14 protein-coding genes, 1 tRNA gene and 1 other RNA gene are annotated in these 15,460 nt (G+C 60.0%); 7 read left to right on the plus strand and 9 right to left on the minus strand.

Features of this window, described 5'->3' with window-relative positions:
• Positions 1-224 precede the first annotated feature (224 nt).
• From JNL86_09990 to JNL86_10020, 7 genes are all read right to left on the minus strand, one after another.
• Positions 225-548: a helix-turn-helix transcriptional regulator gene (locus tag JNL86_09990; protein ID MBL8043234.1), complete on the minus strand. Its 324-nt coding sequence runs from the start codon at positions 546-548 to the stop codon at positions 225-227.
• Between the two features lie 257 nt (positions 549-805).
• Positions 806-2,602, minus strand: coding sequence for a sigma 54-interacting transcriptional regulator (locus JNL86_09995; GenBank protein MBL8043235.1), 1,797 nt, complete (start codon positions 2,600-2,602; stop codon positions 806-808).
• Complete coding sequence (locus JNL86_10000) at positions 2,592-3,128, minus strand: GTP-binding protein (protein ID MBL8043236.1); 537 nt, start codon at positions 3,126-3,128, stop codon at positions 2,592-2,594. The genes JNL86_09995 and JNL86_10000 overlap by 11 nt, the downstream gene beginning before the upstream one ends.
• A 12-nt stretch (positions 3,129-3,140) precedes the next feature.
• On the minus strand, positions 3,141-4,871 hold the full coding sequence (locus tag JNL86_10005; protein ID MBL8043237.1) for a hypothetical protein: 1,731 nt from the start codon (positions 4,869-4,871) through the stop codon (positions 3,141-3,143).
• Between the two features lie 116 nt (positions 4,872-4,987).
• A complete protein-coding gene (locus JNL86_10010) occupies positions 4,988-5,602 on the minus strand; it encodes an OmpH family outer membrane protein (protein ID MBL8043238.1) in 615 nt (204 codons plus the stop codon).
• 135 nt (positions 5,603-5,737) lie between these two features.
• On the minus strand, positions 5,738-6,538 hold the full coding sequence (locus JNL86_10015; protein ID MBL8043239.1) for a mechanosensitive ion channel family protein: 801 nt from the start codon (positions 6,536-6,538) through the stop codon (positions 5,738-5,740).
• A gap of 18 nt (positions 6,539-6,556) precedes the next feature.
• The gene (locus JNL86_10020; GenBank protein ID MBL8043240.1) at positions 6,557-8,665 is read right to left on the minus strand and encodes an AsmA family protein; all 2,109 of its coding nucleotides are present in this window, start codon (positions 8,663-8,665) and stop codon (positions 6,557-6,559) included.
• Positions 8,666-8,892: 227 nt separating this feature from the next.
• Here JNL86_10020 and JNL86_10025 point away from each other — a divergent pair.
• The 6 genes from JNL86_10025 to JNL86_10050 all read left to right on the plus strand — a co-directional run bounded on the left by JNL86_10025 (position 8,893) and on the right by JNL86_10050 (position 12,893).
• Positions 8,893-8,982, plus strand: a tRNA-Ser gene (locus tag JNL86_10025).
• A gap of 291 nt (positions 8,983-9,273) precedes the next feature.
• An RNA gene (gene ffs / locus JNL86_10030) (signal recognition particle sRNA small type) lies at positions 9,274-9,373 on the plus strand.
• Positions 9,374-9,463: 90 nt separating this feature from the next.
• Complete coding sequence (dnaX, locus tag JNL86_10035) at positions 9,464-11,335, plus strand: DNA polymerase III subunit gamma/tau (protein ID MBL8043241.1); 1,872 nt, start codon at positions 9,464-9,466, stop codon at positions 11,333-11,335.
• Positions 11,332-11,655 (plus strand): YbaB/EbfC family nucleoid-associated protein, encoded by a 324-nt coding sequence (locus JNL86_10040; GenBank protein MBL8043242.1) that lies wholly within the window; start codon positions 11,332-11,334, stop codon positions 11,653-11,655. Before dnaX ends, JNL86_10040 begins: the two co-directional genes overlap by 4 nt.
• A 68-nt stretch (positions 11,656-11,723) precedes the next feature.
• Positions 11,724-12,326 (plus strand): recombination protein RecR, encoded by a 603-nt coding sequence (gene recR / locus JNL86_10045; GenBank protein MBL8043243.1) that lies wholly within the window; start codon positions 11,724-11,726, stop codon positions 12,324-12,326.
• Between the two features lie 159 nt (positions 12,327-12,485).
• Positions 12,486-12,893 (plus strand): TraR/DksA C4-type zinc finger protein, encoded by a 408-nt coding sequence (locus tag JNL86_10050; protein ID MBL8043244.1) that lies wholly within the window; start codon positions 12,486-12,488, stop codon positions 12,891-12,893.
• 66 nt (positions 12,894-12,959) lie between these two features.
• Here the strand turns inward: JNL86_10050 and JNL86_10055 are convergent, their stop codons facing one another.
• Together JNL86_10055 and JNL86_10060 are read right to left on the minus strand one after the other, a co-directional pair.
• The gene (locus JNL86_10055) at positions 12,960-14,105 is read right to left on the minus strand and encodes a tetratricopeptide repeat protein (protein MBL8043245.1); all 1,146 of its coding nucleotides are present in this window, start codon (positions 14,103-14,105) and stop codon (positions 12,960-12,962) included.
• A 153-nt stretch (positions 14,106-14,258) separates the two neighbouring features.
• A complete protein-coding gene (locus tag JNL86_10060) occupies positions 14,259-14,591 on the minus strand; it encodes a hypothetical protein (protein ID MBL8043246.1) in 333 nt (110 codons plus the stop codon).
• 557 nt (positions 14,592-15,148) lie between these two features.
• Between JNL86_10060 and JNL86_10065 the strand changes: the two genes are divergently transcribed.
• On the plus strand, positions 15,149-15,394 hold the full coding sequence (locus tag JNL86_10065) for a hypothetical protein (GenBank protein MBL8043247.1): 246 nt from the start codon (positions 15,149-15,151) through the stop codon (positions 15,392-15,394).
• Positions 15,395-15,460 lie beyond the last annotated feature (66 nt).

Raw genomic sequence — 15,460 nt, forward strand, 5'->3', positions numbered from 1 at the left:
AAGCCGCATGGATGGGGTGCGTTGCGCTATACGGGTCTTGATCAGCCGTCTCCGCCGATATTTCTGGAGAGGCGCCTGCCGACAAGGCCCGTTCCGATACAGACATGCTTCATGATGAGACGCGGCGACTCGAACTGCGACAGCGGCCGCCCGCTGCAAGGTGTGCTTTGGCGGGCAATGCCAGGTCCGCATATGGTTTCGGATGTTCGTGGTGCCGAGTCTGGTCATTTGAGGAACGTCAATTTTCGCGTCGCGGAGGCACTGTTCACTCGTGTCTTAACAGGGGGGCTCGCTTCATCGTTGGGTGAGGGAACGTGCAGCAACCCTTCCAGAAGTGCGTAACGAAGTAATTGCGCAGCATTGGAGGCACGAAATTTTCTCAGCAGGTTGGCGCGGTGTGACTCCACGGTTTTGGGAGCAATCCGCAGGCGAGCCGCAATCTCCTGGCTCGTTAACCCTGCCCAGATATAGTTCAGTATTTCTCGCTCGCGCGGAGTTGGTTGGTCCGGCCGCGGGTTGGAAAATGGGACCACTCTGTCCATTGGCACGTTGCACACTCCTTTCTCGGTACCGTAGCCCGGCGATGACACGGGATTGCACGCAGTGGTTTTTCCGACTGCGTCTATCAAGCTCTGTGCCTGCGGCGTCATAGGTCGCGGCCATGCGGGCCCTTCGATGGTTTGGGCCTGGAGCGTGAGCGATCGGTTGCGGGTGTTCGTGGAATGGTGAGACGGAGCAGATCGTCTCATGCTGTCTCACGCAAGACAGTGTGAGACAGTTGCAGAGGGCGTGCGAGATGGCAGGCTCAGCTGGGAGGGAGCTCGAGTTCGGTCAAACGGCGATAGAAGGTGGCGCGGCTCATGCCGAGGAGACGTGCGGCCTTGGTGCGATTTCCTCTGGCCTGTCCGAGGGCGAACACAAATCGGCTGCGTTCATCGGTGGGGATCGTCGGGGCGGGGTGAGGCGCGGGATTCGCCTGCTGAATATCGGACGGCAGGTCGGACACCTCCAATGTGTCCCCTTTGCAGTGAATCATGGCGCACTCAATGGTACTCTTGAGCTCCCGTACGTTGCCGGGCCAGTGATAGTCCATCAGTGCCGCCATGGCCGCTGTGGTTGGTCGATGGATCGTCTTGCCCATACTGGCACGTCCCTCCGTAAGGAACGCGGCGACCAGGAGCGGGATGTCCTCCTTCCGCTCTCGTAGCGGTGGAAGATGGATCCGCGCGACTCGAATCCGATACAGCAGATCGGCGCGAAAGACTCCCTTGGCAACATCCTGGCTCAAGTTGTGATGCGTGGCCGTCAGAACACGCACGTTGACTTTTCTGGGCTTGGTTTCGCCGAGTCGGGTCACTTCCTTCTCTTGCAGCACCCGCAGCAGATGGGTTTGGACGGTGTGGGGGATATCGCCGATCTCATCCAGAAAGAGCACGCCGCCCTGCGCGGCCTCGAACAGTCCCGGTTGATCGTCGATGGCTCCGGTAAATGCTCCCTTTTTGTGGCCGAAGAGTTGGCTGCCGAGCAAGGAATCGGTCAAGCCTGCGCAGTTGGCTGCGATAAATGGGCCTGTGCGTCGGGCGCTCGCTTGATGTAAGGCGCGCGCCACCAATTCTTTCCCTGTACCCGTTTCTCCTTCGATGAGGACGGTGGAATCGACGCGCGCCAGGTCCTGAATTTGTTCGTAGACCTGAGTCATGCCCCGGTTTTTGCCGATGAGATCGTGGAAATATGCTTTCAGTTCCAAGAGACGCCGGAGGTGGTGGACATCCGTCATGTCGTGCAGGAACGCAATCGTATTGCGCGGGTCACGAGGGTCGTCTTGGAGTTCGACGTCCAGCCAGAGGCGTCGCCCGGACGGGGTGTCGATGTGACATCGGACTCGTGCCCGTTGCCCGATTGGCTGTTGCAGCATCGATTGCAGTGCCAGTCGGTCCGCCTTTGTGAGTGGCAACACCGCCTCCCAATGCATGGCCGATGAGACAGAAGAGAGGGGGATTTCCAATAGGCGGGCGGCCGAATCGCTGAGAAACCGCACGAGCCCACCCTCGTCGATGAGCAGGGTGGCAAGTCCGAGCCGCTGTAAGATTGCGGCCAGATCATCGCGTACCTGTTCGGTATCTGCCAGCTTCGAGGTGAGGGCCTGGTGGGCTCGCTGGTGCCCGCGGTCCTCGTCGTGATGCCGAAGCGCTCGTTCGCGCGCTTCCTGCAGGAGGGCAGCCTGCTGATCATAGGCCGTCGTCTGCTGCTGAATGAGGAGGAGGCGCCGGTTGCCTTCGCGAAGGGCCAGGGCCTCGAAGTGTCGGGGCTCGTCGAACGCGGTCCGCTCAGTCCAAAACCCTGATCGGACGATCTGGTTGTCCTGTGCGTTCCATGCCGCAGCGGCGTCATGCAGAAAATTGTGCAGCACCGGGGTGCGCGCATCGACGGAAACGTCTGCCTGGTGCTCGATTTCGGGATAGAGGCGTGCCAGCCAGCACGGCGAGTTTCCAAGGAGACGGAACCGTGTCTCGGCAAGGTGCTCCAGTACGGCGACGTGGAATCGTTCCAGCAGATGGCTGTACAACGAGTCCTCTGCGGATGAAGGGACGTTAGGTTCCATCGGTCCTGTCGGCTCGCGATGCCGGTCTTGGTGTTTGCGCGAGGGCGCGGGCCAGCGTAGTGAACGCCTCTTCGATACCCTGCCCTGTTTTGGCGCTGCTCATGATGACCGGCCAACCGCGTTGGGTTAATGCGGCCAGGTCTTGATCATGGATTTCCCACTCCGCACGACGGTCATGTTTGTTGACGAGCACGACGAAGGGCACCGGGCCGAGTTCATCAGTGACACTCTGGTGAATGCGTAACGCGATTTCCAGCGTCGTCCGACGCAACCCGTCCAGAACCAGGAGGTATCCGGCCGATCCGCGCAAGTAAGAGCGGCGCAGCTTTTGGAACTCATCCTCTCCATACAAGTCCCAGAGCACGAACGTCAGGTCCGAGCCATCCACCGTCAGCGATTTCTTGTCGACCGTGACGCCGATGGTGGTTTGATACTGTTCGGAAAAGCAGCTCGTCACAAAACGTCGGACCAGACTGGTCTTTCCGACGGCAAACGCCCCCAACATGCAAATCTTCTTCTCGATCATGGCAGGAGGTTCTCACGGTGCCGGGTGCACAGTCACCTGAAATGACACACGTCGATCTTCAGAGAGTGCTGTTGCGGCTCTAGCCCCTTGGGCTTCAGATGGCAGCGTGACCCCGTGGGCCTCGAATGTGATCGAGGGATGGGTTTCAGGGTGAATGGCGGCAAGGACCGAGTGGGCGCGGCCCTCGCTCAAGCGGCGGTTCTGCGCGGCCCCGCCTACGATGTCGGTTCGTCCGATGATCCGGATCGTCAGTGTTGCGCCGGACAGGCGGGCCAGCTCGTCAATCCGGTGAAGGATGTCCATGGTGCCGGAGAGGCTGTGTCGCTGTTCCGGTGAACGAATGTCTCCGCGCCCCTGTTCGAACAGGATTGATGTCTCGGTCAACTGTCTGGCCGCCTCGTCCAGCGACTGGCTCATGACCGGCTGGTCGTCATAGTGATCGAGACCGGGGAGGAGCCTGGCGAGGGAGCGGCTCTCACGGATCCAACTTGTGGGCGCGGTTCCAGCCGCGATCAGGCGTGTCCCGTCCACGGCCAATCGAACGGTGTGTGGGGGGGCGAGGATGTGTCGGGCGCGTGTGAGGAGAAACGCCGGATCCAGCGCGTAGTAGGGGCTCCATTGGGCGGTGACCTTTTGAGGGTCCAGCCCACTGTCTCGCAGGAGTGCCTCCGGGTCAGCGGCCAGTGGGTCGCGAAGTCCGGCCAGTCGATACTGCCGCCCTTCCGCCTCCGTGGCTGTCAGTACGAGTCCCGGTTCCGCTCCCAGGCGCGTCACATAGGTCCGCCACTGTTGCCGTTCCTGGTAGAGCGAGGCCCCCCACCAGGCCGCTCCTAGCAGCAGCGTGGCCAACACGACCCAGGTCATCGGGGACACCGCGCGCCGACGTGGCTCAAATTGCGCCTGTAAGCAGTCTTCCAGGAGTGGGGTCATCCCGGAAAAAATGGAGGCGTCTCCCTCGAAGCGGTCGAATGCGTCGGCCTGTTCGGCATGGATGCGTGTGAGCGTATCTTGAAGGTGAATGTGAAACTGCTCGGGCGGGGTCCCGCGAATGACCGCGGCAAGGATCGCGGCCGGCCCCTGCTCGATCCACACGGTGAGCTCACCCACTTGCAGGGTATTCAGCACCTGGTCTGGTGCCGCGCCGAACGAATCCTGCACAAAGGTTCGGATCGCCGACAGCATACCTGAGACGAGAGTCTGGTCTTGGACGGCGACCGAGTCGCCCGCCGCATGCGCGAGGAGCAATCCGGTCTGCGAATGAATGAGAAAGACCTGTTCGACTCGATAGCACAAGGTATGCAGGAGTACGATTTCCGCGAACGGCTTGCCGGTGCGCAGCGCTTCCAGTCTCCATTGCATGCTGCGGAGCGACAAGCTGTGCTCGATGGTTTGATTGAGCGATTGCACCATGCTGCGCAGGGCATTGGCGATGGATTGGCGGATGGCCGGCATCATGATCGGGGCGATGGCATCGACGATCATCTGCGGTTGTTTGCGCACAGAGGTTCCCAAAGCCTCCGACACGTGCGGAGTCAACACTCGTGTCAGCCGCTGATCATGCTCGCCGCGCAGCGCGATCGCATCGGGAAGCAGGCGGCTCACATTGTGAGCGTTGAGATCGATATGTTCGACCTGCTCTTGGAGCTGCTCCAACCGGGATTGCTCGGGCGCCAGGAGGAGGTTGCGCAACTCGGCATAGTCGCCGTCGCCGGGCGGCGCTAGGGTGTCACGGGGTTGCGCCATTGCATCTCCTGTGGTCAGAACGCAGGGGGGACTCTTGATCGAGGAATGCACGTTGAGGGACAGCGCGGCGCTCCGCTCCGAGGATGAGCCGAGGCCGCCGAGCCATGGATTCGAGGTTATGTCTGTGGAGGAGGCTGATCATGCGAGAGCCTCTGCGAAAGTTCTTGAAACAGCGTTGCCAGGGAGGCCCGGTCGGTTTTTTGGTGGGACAATTGCCGCACTGCCTCATCGAGGGAGGCAGAGAGCGCCGTCTGTCGTTGCGTGAAGTCGCCGGTGAGGGTGGTCGCCTGCTGCTGCAATTGCTCCTGCAGATCGCGGTGTGCCTGATCGCTCTGATCCCGCAGCTGGGCCGCTGTTTGCTGGAGCACTCCGGCCAGTGTCTGCAGTTCTGTGGTCAGGTTGCCGACTGCATTGGCCCGCTGTTGTTCCTCGGCCTTCAGCTGTCCTGTCACGGCCTCGACTTCGTGGCGTATGTAGGCGTCTAGTGCGGCAAACCGCTCTTTCAGGTCATGGCGCAATTGGGCCGCCTCTGCAAGCAGCTGGGCCTCGAGTTTGGTAAACCGGCGCTCGTGATCACGGACCTGGGCGCCGAAGAGAATATCGCGGATCTTGTCGAGGTTGTTGCCGGCCGCATGGTCTTCGGCCAGCGAGGGGGCCGCCTCTGCCTCGGTGAGCGTGTCGGGTGTTCGTTCCGAGCGTCGTGTGCGATCGAGGTCCGTCTGCCTGCTCATGGGTCGTCTCCTTGGCCGCTGCTGCCCTGTAACAAAGGCGAGCTAGGGTAGCATATTGCCATAAGGGGCAACAAGTAATCCTCGAACCTACTCCCAGAAGGAGTACGTACAAATGGAGGTGGGTGCTTGGCAGGACTACGAGGGATTAAGGAGCCGCACTTCACGTTGAGGGAACGGAATCTCCACGCCATCGGCTTGTAATTGTTGGAGGATTGCCTGGTTCAGTTCGATGTGCGAGGCCCCGACCGTGGCCACTTCAACCCAGGGCCGAATAGACAGGGTAATCGAGGAGTCGGCGAAGGCCGCAATTCCGATGATCGGCGCAGGCGTTTGGAGCACTTTCGGGTGGTGTGTGACCAGGTCGCGGAGCCTCCGCAGCGTGGTGTCGATATTGGTTTGGTACGACACGCCGATGGACAAGTCCAATTGTCGGATGGTTCCGAAGTTGTGCAGGATTTCCCCGACGACTTTTCGGTTCGGAATGACGATGCGGGACTGATCCGGGTGTACGAGTGTGGTGGTGAAGATATCAATTTTTGCGACATCGCCATGCACGCCCAGGAGTGAGACGTGTTCGCCCACCCGATAGGGTTTCGTGAAGATGATCGAGAGGCCGGCCACGATATTACTCAGGACCCCCTGCAGTGCCAGCCCGACGCCGAGTCCGGCCACGCCGAGTCCGGCCACCAGGGGAGCGATTTGCAGGCCGAGTTGATCCAGCGCGATCAGCATCCCGAGGATCACGATAAGCGCCTTCACGAGACGCAGAAGCAGGAGGCGAAGGGGTGGTTCGAGATCCTGTTCGTGTAACCAGCGCTCGAAGAGCTGTCCGACCGACTTGGCCACGAAGAGGGCTGCGACAATGACCAGCATCGCCCCCATGATGCGAAAGCCATATTGGACGACGTATTGCGTGACCAGGTTTGCCAGCGACATGCTCCCTCCGTGTGAATCTTAGCGCCCGAAAAGTCCCTTCAGGAGATCCTTGCCCTGCTGCTTCAGATCCTCCGGCTTGGCGTTGCCTTTCAAGAGGTCTCCGACTGCGCCTTTGACCGTCTCTTTCACCTGCTCCTTCACCTTCCCGGCGAACATTTTTGTGTCGAGGCCATAGGAAGGGGCCTGGGTGCTGCCGGTAATGAGCAGTGGCAGGGAGAGTCGTCCGCCGGTCATTGCCACACGGGCGATGGGGGAGCCGGTGGCAATCTTTTGGCTCAAGGCTTGGGAGAGATTCAAGTTCACTTTCATGTCGAGTGATTGATCGAGACCGATCGTGCCGCCTCCGGTGGCCTGAAAATCGTGGCTGTCGAGGAGCAGGCGTTGAACCGTGATGAGTCCCTGTTTCACTGCAACGTCGCTTTCGATGGTGGAGAATGCTGTGGCCTTGACGTTGTCCAGCTGCACCCCGACCACCTTGAGCAGCATCGCGGCTTGCTGCAGAAGATTGATCCCCTCGATTCTGCCTTCCCGCACGGCGACATGTCCGCTCCCGGTGAGGGCCTTCACGAGGTCCGGATGTGCGAACCCACGTCCGTTCAGCGTCAGGTCGGCGCTGGCCGTGCCGCTCATGGACACTTGGTCTGTGCCGACTGCTTGCAGCGCTGGTCCCAGTTGGAGTCCTTGAATGGATGCGGTGCCGCTGAACGGTGGGGCGGTGTTGCCGACGCCCAGCGTGCCCTGCGTGCGCACAAGGCCTCCGAAGAGCTGCAGTGTCAATGCGGTAAGTCGAACTTCCTGCCCCTTCATTTCCGTCGCGACTTGGAGGTCTTTAATCTCTACGGGCTTTTTCAGCGGCAGCGTGAACGGCAGGTCGGTGGTGTTCACCAGCTTGGAGCTGGCGGTGGCTTTCGCCAACCCCCCCAGGACGGAGCCCTTCACTTCTATCCGCGAGCTCCCCAGGGCAACGGTCAGACCGAGGTTCGGGATCTCCGCGAGTTCGAGCGCCGCCGCCCCTTCCTTGGGCGGATACTTCGCCTTGAGATTGACATGCAGGTCCTTCAGTTCGACCGGTTTGGCGAGTGGGAGGGCAATCGGCAGGTCCGACGTGGTGATGCTGGACGAGGCCGCCGTCACAGTCGCCAGGCCCTTGGTCGCCGTGCCTTTCACGTTGATCGCCGATCCGCCCATGGTCACCGTCAGCCCCAGATCGGTCAGGTCGAGCTGGTTGAGGGGCGTGGTGTCGGGCGAGAAGGGGTACTGCGTGTGCAACGTGAGGTGAAGATCTTTGATTTGAATCGGTTTCGTGAGCGGCAGCGCCACGGGCAGATCGGCGGTGTCGATCTGCAGGGCGTTGACGGTGGCATCCAGATTGCCGCCGATCGCTCGTCCCTTGAGTCCGATGGCGATCTTGCCAAGCCCAAGGTTGAAGGTGAACGATTTCACGTCCAGGGTTTCAACGAGCGGCCCGAACGTTCCGTCGAGTCGCACCGGCAGGTTGTAGGGTTGAACGATCGCGCCGACGTGCACCGATGGACTGTCGCCGAGATGGACCGACGTCAGCAAAAGTTCGAGGTGATTGACGGTGTATTCGACCGGTTTCGGGGACGATTCGTCGCGATAGGTCAGTTTCCCGCCCTCGATGGAGACGCGATCCACCGCGAGCAGCGCCAGGGCTTGAAGCGGGCTGCCGGACGGCTGCGCCGGGGCTTCGGGTTTTGAGGGGGCAGGCGGCGCCGCTGGTTTGGCGCCGAGCGTGGAGACATTGAGCTGGCCTTGCGGGTTTTTCAAGACCATGATCACCGGATCGCGCAAGGTGATTTCTTCCACCTCGACCTTGCCGCGGAGCAGCGGCAGCAGTTTCACGCCCACATCCAGTGATGAAAGGGAGGCAAAGGCTCCGGTGCGGAATGCCGGATCATCCTGAACGACAAACCCGCCGACCCGGGCGCCGATGCGCGGCCAGATCGTCAGGCGAATGTCCTGGAGTTGGACCTTTCGGTTCAAGGCCTCCTCAATCAGGGGGCGGTACCGGTCCTGGTACCTGTTCAAGTCGATCAGAAATGGGAGCGCGATGATCAGGATCAGAAGGAGCACGATCCCGACGCCGACCCCGACCAACACTTTCATCAGACACCTCCCCTGAAATGGTTCCGCAGTATAGGAATGCGCGCGAAATGGGTCAATGGTCGCCGGTGAGGCTGCACGGCTCCGGTTTGATCATCCCTGCCAGCGGGTGTCCACCCGATACCAGCGGTTTGTGGGGGGCGATAGCAGCCGAGCAACAGCCCACGAGCTTACCTTGCCGCCCAAAAACCTGCGTGATAAGATGCCACCCCTTGAAGTCGTCCGATTGTGGAGAGGTGCGAGAGTGGACGAATCGACATGCTTGGAAAGCATGCGTCTCGGCAACGGGACCGTGGGTTCGAATCCCACCCTCTCCGCCATCGAAACGTGCCGTGTAAGATTGGAACAATGTGCGTGTTGAATTGCCATCGCGAGCTGAGGCGGTGGGATTCGAACGAGGGGGATCGCGGGGGAGATACTCCCCTGCGTGGGGAGACACGAGGGGGCAGGCCCCCTCAGTGGGAGCGCGCAGGCGCGACTTCGAATGCCCACCCTCTCCGCCATGTTGAAGGTGTGACGCGTCAGGCGTGGCCTGTGACGATGTGATGGTGAGCGAAGCCTCGTACCATCCGCGTTCCCCGGTTGCCCCTGTCGAATCACACACTCCTCGGGGCCGGGCCCTGTGCAACAGAACCCTGTGAACCCCGCCAGGTCCGGAAGGAAGCAACGGTAAGCGGACCGTTCTGTGTGCCGCAGGATCACCTGGCCCCACTTCCATTAATGACGTCTCTCGTGATGCGTCATTCGTGAAGCGTCCCCATGAGGGATGAGAGCCCGATTCACGAGGAGCGATCCAGCCCCATGGATTACCAAGTCTCCGCAAGAAAGTATCGACCTGGGACGTTTGACGATGTCATCGGACAGTCGCATGTCGTCCAGACGTTGATGAACGCCATTGCGACCAAGCGGATTGCCCATGCGTTTTTGTTTTCCGGTACGCGGGGCGTGGGGAAAACGACGGTCGCTCGCATTTTGGCGAAGGCGCTCAATTGTGAGCAGGGGCCAACGGGTTCCCCCTGTAACACCTGTGTGAATTGTCAGGAAATCACGCAGGGTACGTCGGTGGATGTCGTCGAAATCGACGGGGCCTCGAACACCAGCGTCGACGATGTGCGGGAAATTCGCGAGAACGTCAAATTCACGCCGTTCCGCGGACAGTATCGCGTGTACATCATCGATGAAGTGCACATGCTCTCCAACTCGGCGTTCAACGCCCTGTTGAAGACGCTGGAAGAACCTCCGTCTCATGTGGTGTTCATCTTCGCCACCACGGAAATTCATAAGATCCCCGCGACGATCCTCTCACGATGCCAGCACTACAATTTCCGGCGCATCTCCAAGGCCGAAATCGTCCAGCGGCTCCGGCATGTCGCCGATCAGGATGGATTGGTGATCGAAGATCGCAGCCTGATGGCCCTGGCGCGGGCGAGCGAGGGCAGCATGCGTGACGGACTGAGCTTGTTGGATCAGGTCATCGCATTCGGTGGCAAGACCATTCGCCATCAGGATCTCGAAACGCTGCTCGGCGCAGTGCCTCAGGAGCGTGTGCGGTCCCTCGTCGAGGCGGTGATCGAACAGAATAGCCCCAAGGCCTTGCTGGTCATTGCAGGGTTGCTGGATCAGGGGCACGATGTGCGAGCCTATTGTGCCGACCTGGTGGAATACGTGCGCAATATGTTGGTCGCGGCCGTCGTGCCCTCGGGTGCTGAGTTGCGGGGGTTGGTCGAAGCCACCGAAGACGATTTGTCACAGCTGGCTCGCGATGCCGCGCGATTCACCGTCGAGCAGCTGCAAGAGTTATTGCGTGTGTGGACGTCGGCGGAAGACAGTCTGCGCGTGAGCGCCCATCCGCGGTTCGTGTTGGAGGCCGCAGCCGTGCGTGCCACCCGGTTGCTGCAGCCTGCCGACGCATCGTCGCGATCCGTCGGGACCAATTCCCCGCAGGAGCGGTCGGCGCAGGATCACGGAGCACCTGCTCGTGCATCGGCTCCGACTTCAGCTGGGAGATCGGTATCTCCCGCCTCGGCTACTCCTGAAGCAGCGACGGCTAACCAAAAACCCGCGCCCACAGTGCCCTCCCCTAGCGCAGCTTCTCCGAAGACAGCACCGGCTGCCCGTGCTCGTCCCACGACACCCTCATCTGTGCCGGCACCTGCGTCCGCTCCGGCGATTCCGGTGAGTGGGAAGGCTGCTCCTGAGCCCGTTGTGCAGGAACCGGCGGTCCCGTCTGCTTCAACGGCCGCGTCAGCCGCAGTCGAAGTGAATTGGGAGGAATTTCAAGAGGCGGTCTCCGCTCAGCATCCCAACATCGCGCCGTTTCTTGAGATGGGACGAGTGGTGAAGATTGAGGGTGGACTTGTCACACTGGGGTTTGGGAAGCAGGCGACCGTGGCGCGGGCGATGTTGGAGAAGGAGGACAATCTCAAGGCCCTGGCGGCTTTGGGTGAGCGTCTCTATGGAAGTGCCTTACGCGTGCGTGTGATCGAAGCGGAGCAGGACGCAACGGCGGCTCCCACGATGAAGCAATTGCGAGTGGCGAAAGAACAGGAACAACGGGTGCTGTTGACACAACAAGCCAAAGCGCATCCCCTCGTGAAACAAGCGCTGGAGATGTTCGGCGGCGAGCTGGCGGAGGTTCGCACGACCCTTCCGGCGCAGGAGGTACAGGAATGAAGAGTCCATTCGGGAACATGTCCAATATTTTGAAGCAAGCCCAGGCCATGCAGGAGCAGATGGCCAGAGTGCAGGAACAGGCGGCGAGCAAGACGGTGTCAGGGACCGCAGGCGGCGGGATTGTGACCGTGATGGTCAACGGGGCCATGGATGTGCTCAGTGTGAAGATCGACCCGGAAGTGGTGAAAGCCGGTGATGTGGACATGCTGCAGGATCTCGTGGTTGCGGCGAGCAATGATGCGCTGAAGAAATCCCGTGAGATGATGGCGGAAGAGATGAAGGCCGTGACGGGCGGGATGAAAATCCCCGGCCTATTCTAATCGCACCGGCTTGCCCAAGGAGCCAGAGTCCGGTCTCGGTGACGACGTGCTGGATATGACGATGCACTATGAGTGTTGATCAACAAGGGTTATTGGCGAAATTGGTGCGGGAGCTCGTGCGCTTGCCAGGGATCGGGCAGAAAAGTGCACAACGGCTGGCCTTTCACCTGCTCAAAGCGGAGCGGGAGGATGCGATGCGGTTAGCCGAGGCGATTCAGGCCGTCAAGGACGGGCTCTCGTTTTGCCGCCAATGTCGCAATATCGCTGAGGGCGAACTCTGTGAGTTTTGCCGTGACCCGAAGCGGGATCGCAGCAAGATTCTCGTCGTTGAGGAGCCGAGCACGTTATACGCGGTCGAGCGCGCAGGGGGATACCGTGGGCTGTATCACGTGCTGCTCGGGGTGTTGTCCCCGCTGGACGGTGTCGGTCCGGCGGACATTCGTGCGGAAGAGTTGCTGGAGCGTGTCAAAGCTGGAGGGGTGGAGGAAGTGATCGTCGCCACGAATCCCACGATCGAAGGCGAGGCCACCGCGATCTACCTCACCCGATTGCTGAAGCCGCACCATATTCGTGTGACGCGAATCGCCTATGGCATTCCTGTGGGGATGGACATTGAGTATGCCGATGAGGTCACGCTCGTGAAGTCGATTGAGGGCCGCCGGAACTTGTGATCTGCGATCTCTGCGAATATCGGAATCTGGCCTCCTGGACACCGTGGCTTGGCCGTCATCAAGCGCAAGGACCCGTTGACCCCTCGAATTTGAGGCTGTTATAGTCGAATTTCGTCGGACGATTTGGCGGCGGCACCGACTAGAGCTCCCGGAGATTCAATGAAAACTTCGGCGAAAAAACCCACTTCCGCTCGAAAGAAGCCTGCGAAAGCGAACGGGATTAAATATCCTGACATCCTGCATGATCTGGAAGGCCAGCGCGCGGCGATTCTGGCCGAAGCAGGAGTGGTGTTGACCAACCCTACCGGTCTGGAAGTGTTCCCCGATGTGAGCGACCAGGCCTCTGCCGAAGCCGACCAACATTTCTCATTTCGCATTCGTGAGCGAGAGCGGAAACTGCTCAAAAAAATCGATGAAGCAATCGGTCGGTTAGTGGCCCAGACCTACGGGATTTGCGAGGGGTGTCAGGGTGACATTCCCTATAAGCGGTTGAAGGCTCGCCCCGTGACCACCCTGTGCATCGAGTGCAAGACGAGCCAGGAAGAAGCCGAGAAGTCTCCCCGCTGAGTGCTCATCCCATTTCCCCGTGTCTTTCCCTGTCCGCACGGATTCGCCCGCATGGTGGTTCCCTCGCTATTGGTGTTTGAGGGCTTTCACGCGTGATTGTGCGAGGGCTGAACGATCGGCCTCTTCGGGGATTCCCTCGGTAAGTGCCAGATAGGTTTCGTATTCCGTAATGGCGCGTTTGGGATTGGCGTCCGCGATAGCTTCGGCTAAATTAAATCGGGCGATTGCGTAGTTGGGGCGCATCAGCACGGCCTTCTCGAAGGACGCGAGCGCATTCTGCTTCTCGCCCAACTTGCTGTACACGTAGCCGAGGTTATTGACGGCTTCCGGGGAGTTTGGACGTTTCGCCAGCGAGGCGAGTAGCTCGCTCTTGGCCTTTTCTAGGTTGCCGGCCGCTTCCCAGGAGACGCCGAGACGGTGGTGAAGTTCCGCCTGCCAGACCTGACTGGTGAATCCTGAATTACTGGCTTTTTGGTACGCATCGAGGGCGATCGGTTGGTTTTTGGTGCCACAGTAGGCCAGTTGGGCGGTCTGCCCACGCGCGAATTGCTGGAGCGAGGTGAACGGTTCCTTGTCTTCCGCTCCCTGCGTGTCCAGGTGTTGTCCGCCGCCCTGCTGCGCTGTCTCTCGCAGGCGGTCGAGACACTCCTTGCGATAGGGCGAGAAGAGTTTGACATAGGGATCGACGGTAAACGACGCGGCCAGGAGTCGCGGAGTGGTGGGGTCGCTCAAGACCAAATACCGCGTGGTGGTCTTTTCATCACCCGTGTCATAGAGGGTGCTCGAGGCCATATTTTGACGATCGGCCAGCTGTGCCACGGTCAAATAAAACTCCAGACTTGGTTTCAGCCTGGACAGGGTATACCGAAGTGTTTTGTAAGGGGCCAGATCGAGGCCGGAACGAAATAGGAACATCGTGCCGACCAAGGTTCCGTCTTCGTCGAAAAAATAAGACTCTTCACCTTTGGAGAGACTCTGCTCCGCCGAAATTCTGATTTCCTGGCCGCTGCCCCATGCCTGAGCCTTAGGCGCGATGCCGGGATGTTTGTCGAGGAACACCTGGCGGGTGTCGCAGAGTTTGGTGGATTTTAGGAGATCGAGGTCGCTTTCAGAGGGAGGGAGCGGTGCGCGCTGGGGTGGTGGCGTTTCGCACCCCGTCCACAGGGCGACGGTGGTAAGCAGTGCGGGCAACAGGGAGAGCCGACGGTGCATGGCCGGGTCGATGCCTCAATTCAATACGGTGTCGCGTTGAGGGCCAGAGCATACCTGAATGGTGATGAAGATGCGAACGGCAGTGGGCGGGGGAGAGCCAGGCACCTCTCGCCCGCGGAGACGGATTCCGGCGGGCGAGGTGCTGGAGCAGGACTATCGGCGTTGTGAGTCGATCATGGAATCTTCAGGCGTATAGCCGAAGATGTAGGGGGCATGTTTGGCGATGGCGTACAGCGGGCGGTTCACGGTGTAGTCCACTACGTGACCCACAGGGTGCAAAATAAACCCCAGCCATCGATAAGGATTGTCGTTGGCCTGTGAGGCGGCCATGGGGTCGGAGTAGACGAGCGAGGTGCTGTCCATCGCACTATAGATACTGAGCGGTGCGTTGTAGGTCTGATCCTGTGTCGCGATCTGATTGTTGGTGGTGGAGCAGCCCGTCGTCAAAACCAGTCCCAAGATGATTGTGGCCAGAGTCCCGCGCATACCGTGCCTCTCTTTCTTCTATAGGAACATTCGAAAAGACGGAGTCTGTTCCTTGTGAGAAAAGTCTAGCGCAGGGTCGTGATTCTGTCCAGTTGGACGGACGCCGCGACCGGTATTCGATAACGTGAGATAAATTGAGATGTTGCGAAACTAGCGTGGAATGAGAATCATCGAAAGGCAGATGGTGGGCGATACAGGTATCGAACCTGTGGCCTCTTCCGTGTGAAGGTGAACAGCTAGATTTTTGAATTGCTCGCTGTTGCAACGGTTTCCCCACAAACCCGTTACATGTCATGTGGTTAAGAGCTTTCTATCGCGTCTACTGTGTACAGGAGATTGTAAGGTTTTGGATAATTTCTGACACAAAACTGACCACAGTGAACGGGCCTCGGATTACAGGATCGTGAACGAGCAGGGGATGGTCGAAATCGGGCAGTCTGAACATCAGTCATGAACGACGGTCGAGCGGCTCGCAAAATCGCCGACCGTTGACTACGGAGCCGCAGTACCATGGTATACTGCCTGCGGATACACTGGATGCGTTGCCAATGAAAGCCGTGAAGTACACTAAAGAAGGCGTGGTGATTCCCTCCTCGTGGATGAAGGGGTGGGGAAAAGCCGTCGTGGCGCATCGCGACTCCGACATCCTGATCTTGGAGTCCCCGGCCAGAGCGGCGAGTCGCAAGAAGCTGGTCCGCATGGTCAGCAAGCTCCGCCGCGCCACCCGTGAACTGGGCGTCACCCCCGAACAGATTGCCGCTGAGGTTGCAGCGGTTCGGCGCGAGCGTGCGCGTCGTTCTTGATACCAATATTTTCGTGTCCGGCCTGTTGTCCGCCGCAGGGCCCCCTGCCCGGATCATTCAGGCTGT

This window comes from Nitrospira sp. (assembly GCA_016788885.1).
GTDB lineage: Bacteria > Nitrospirota > Nitrospiria > Nitrospirales > Nitrospiraceae > Nitrospira_A.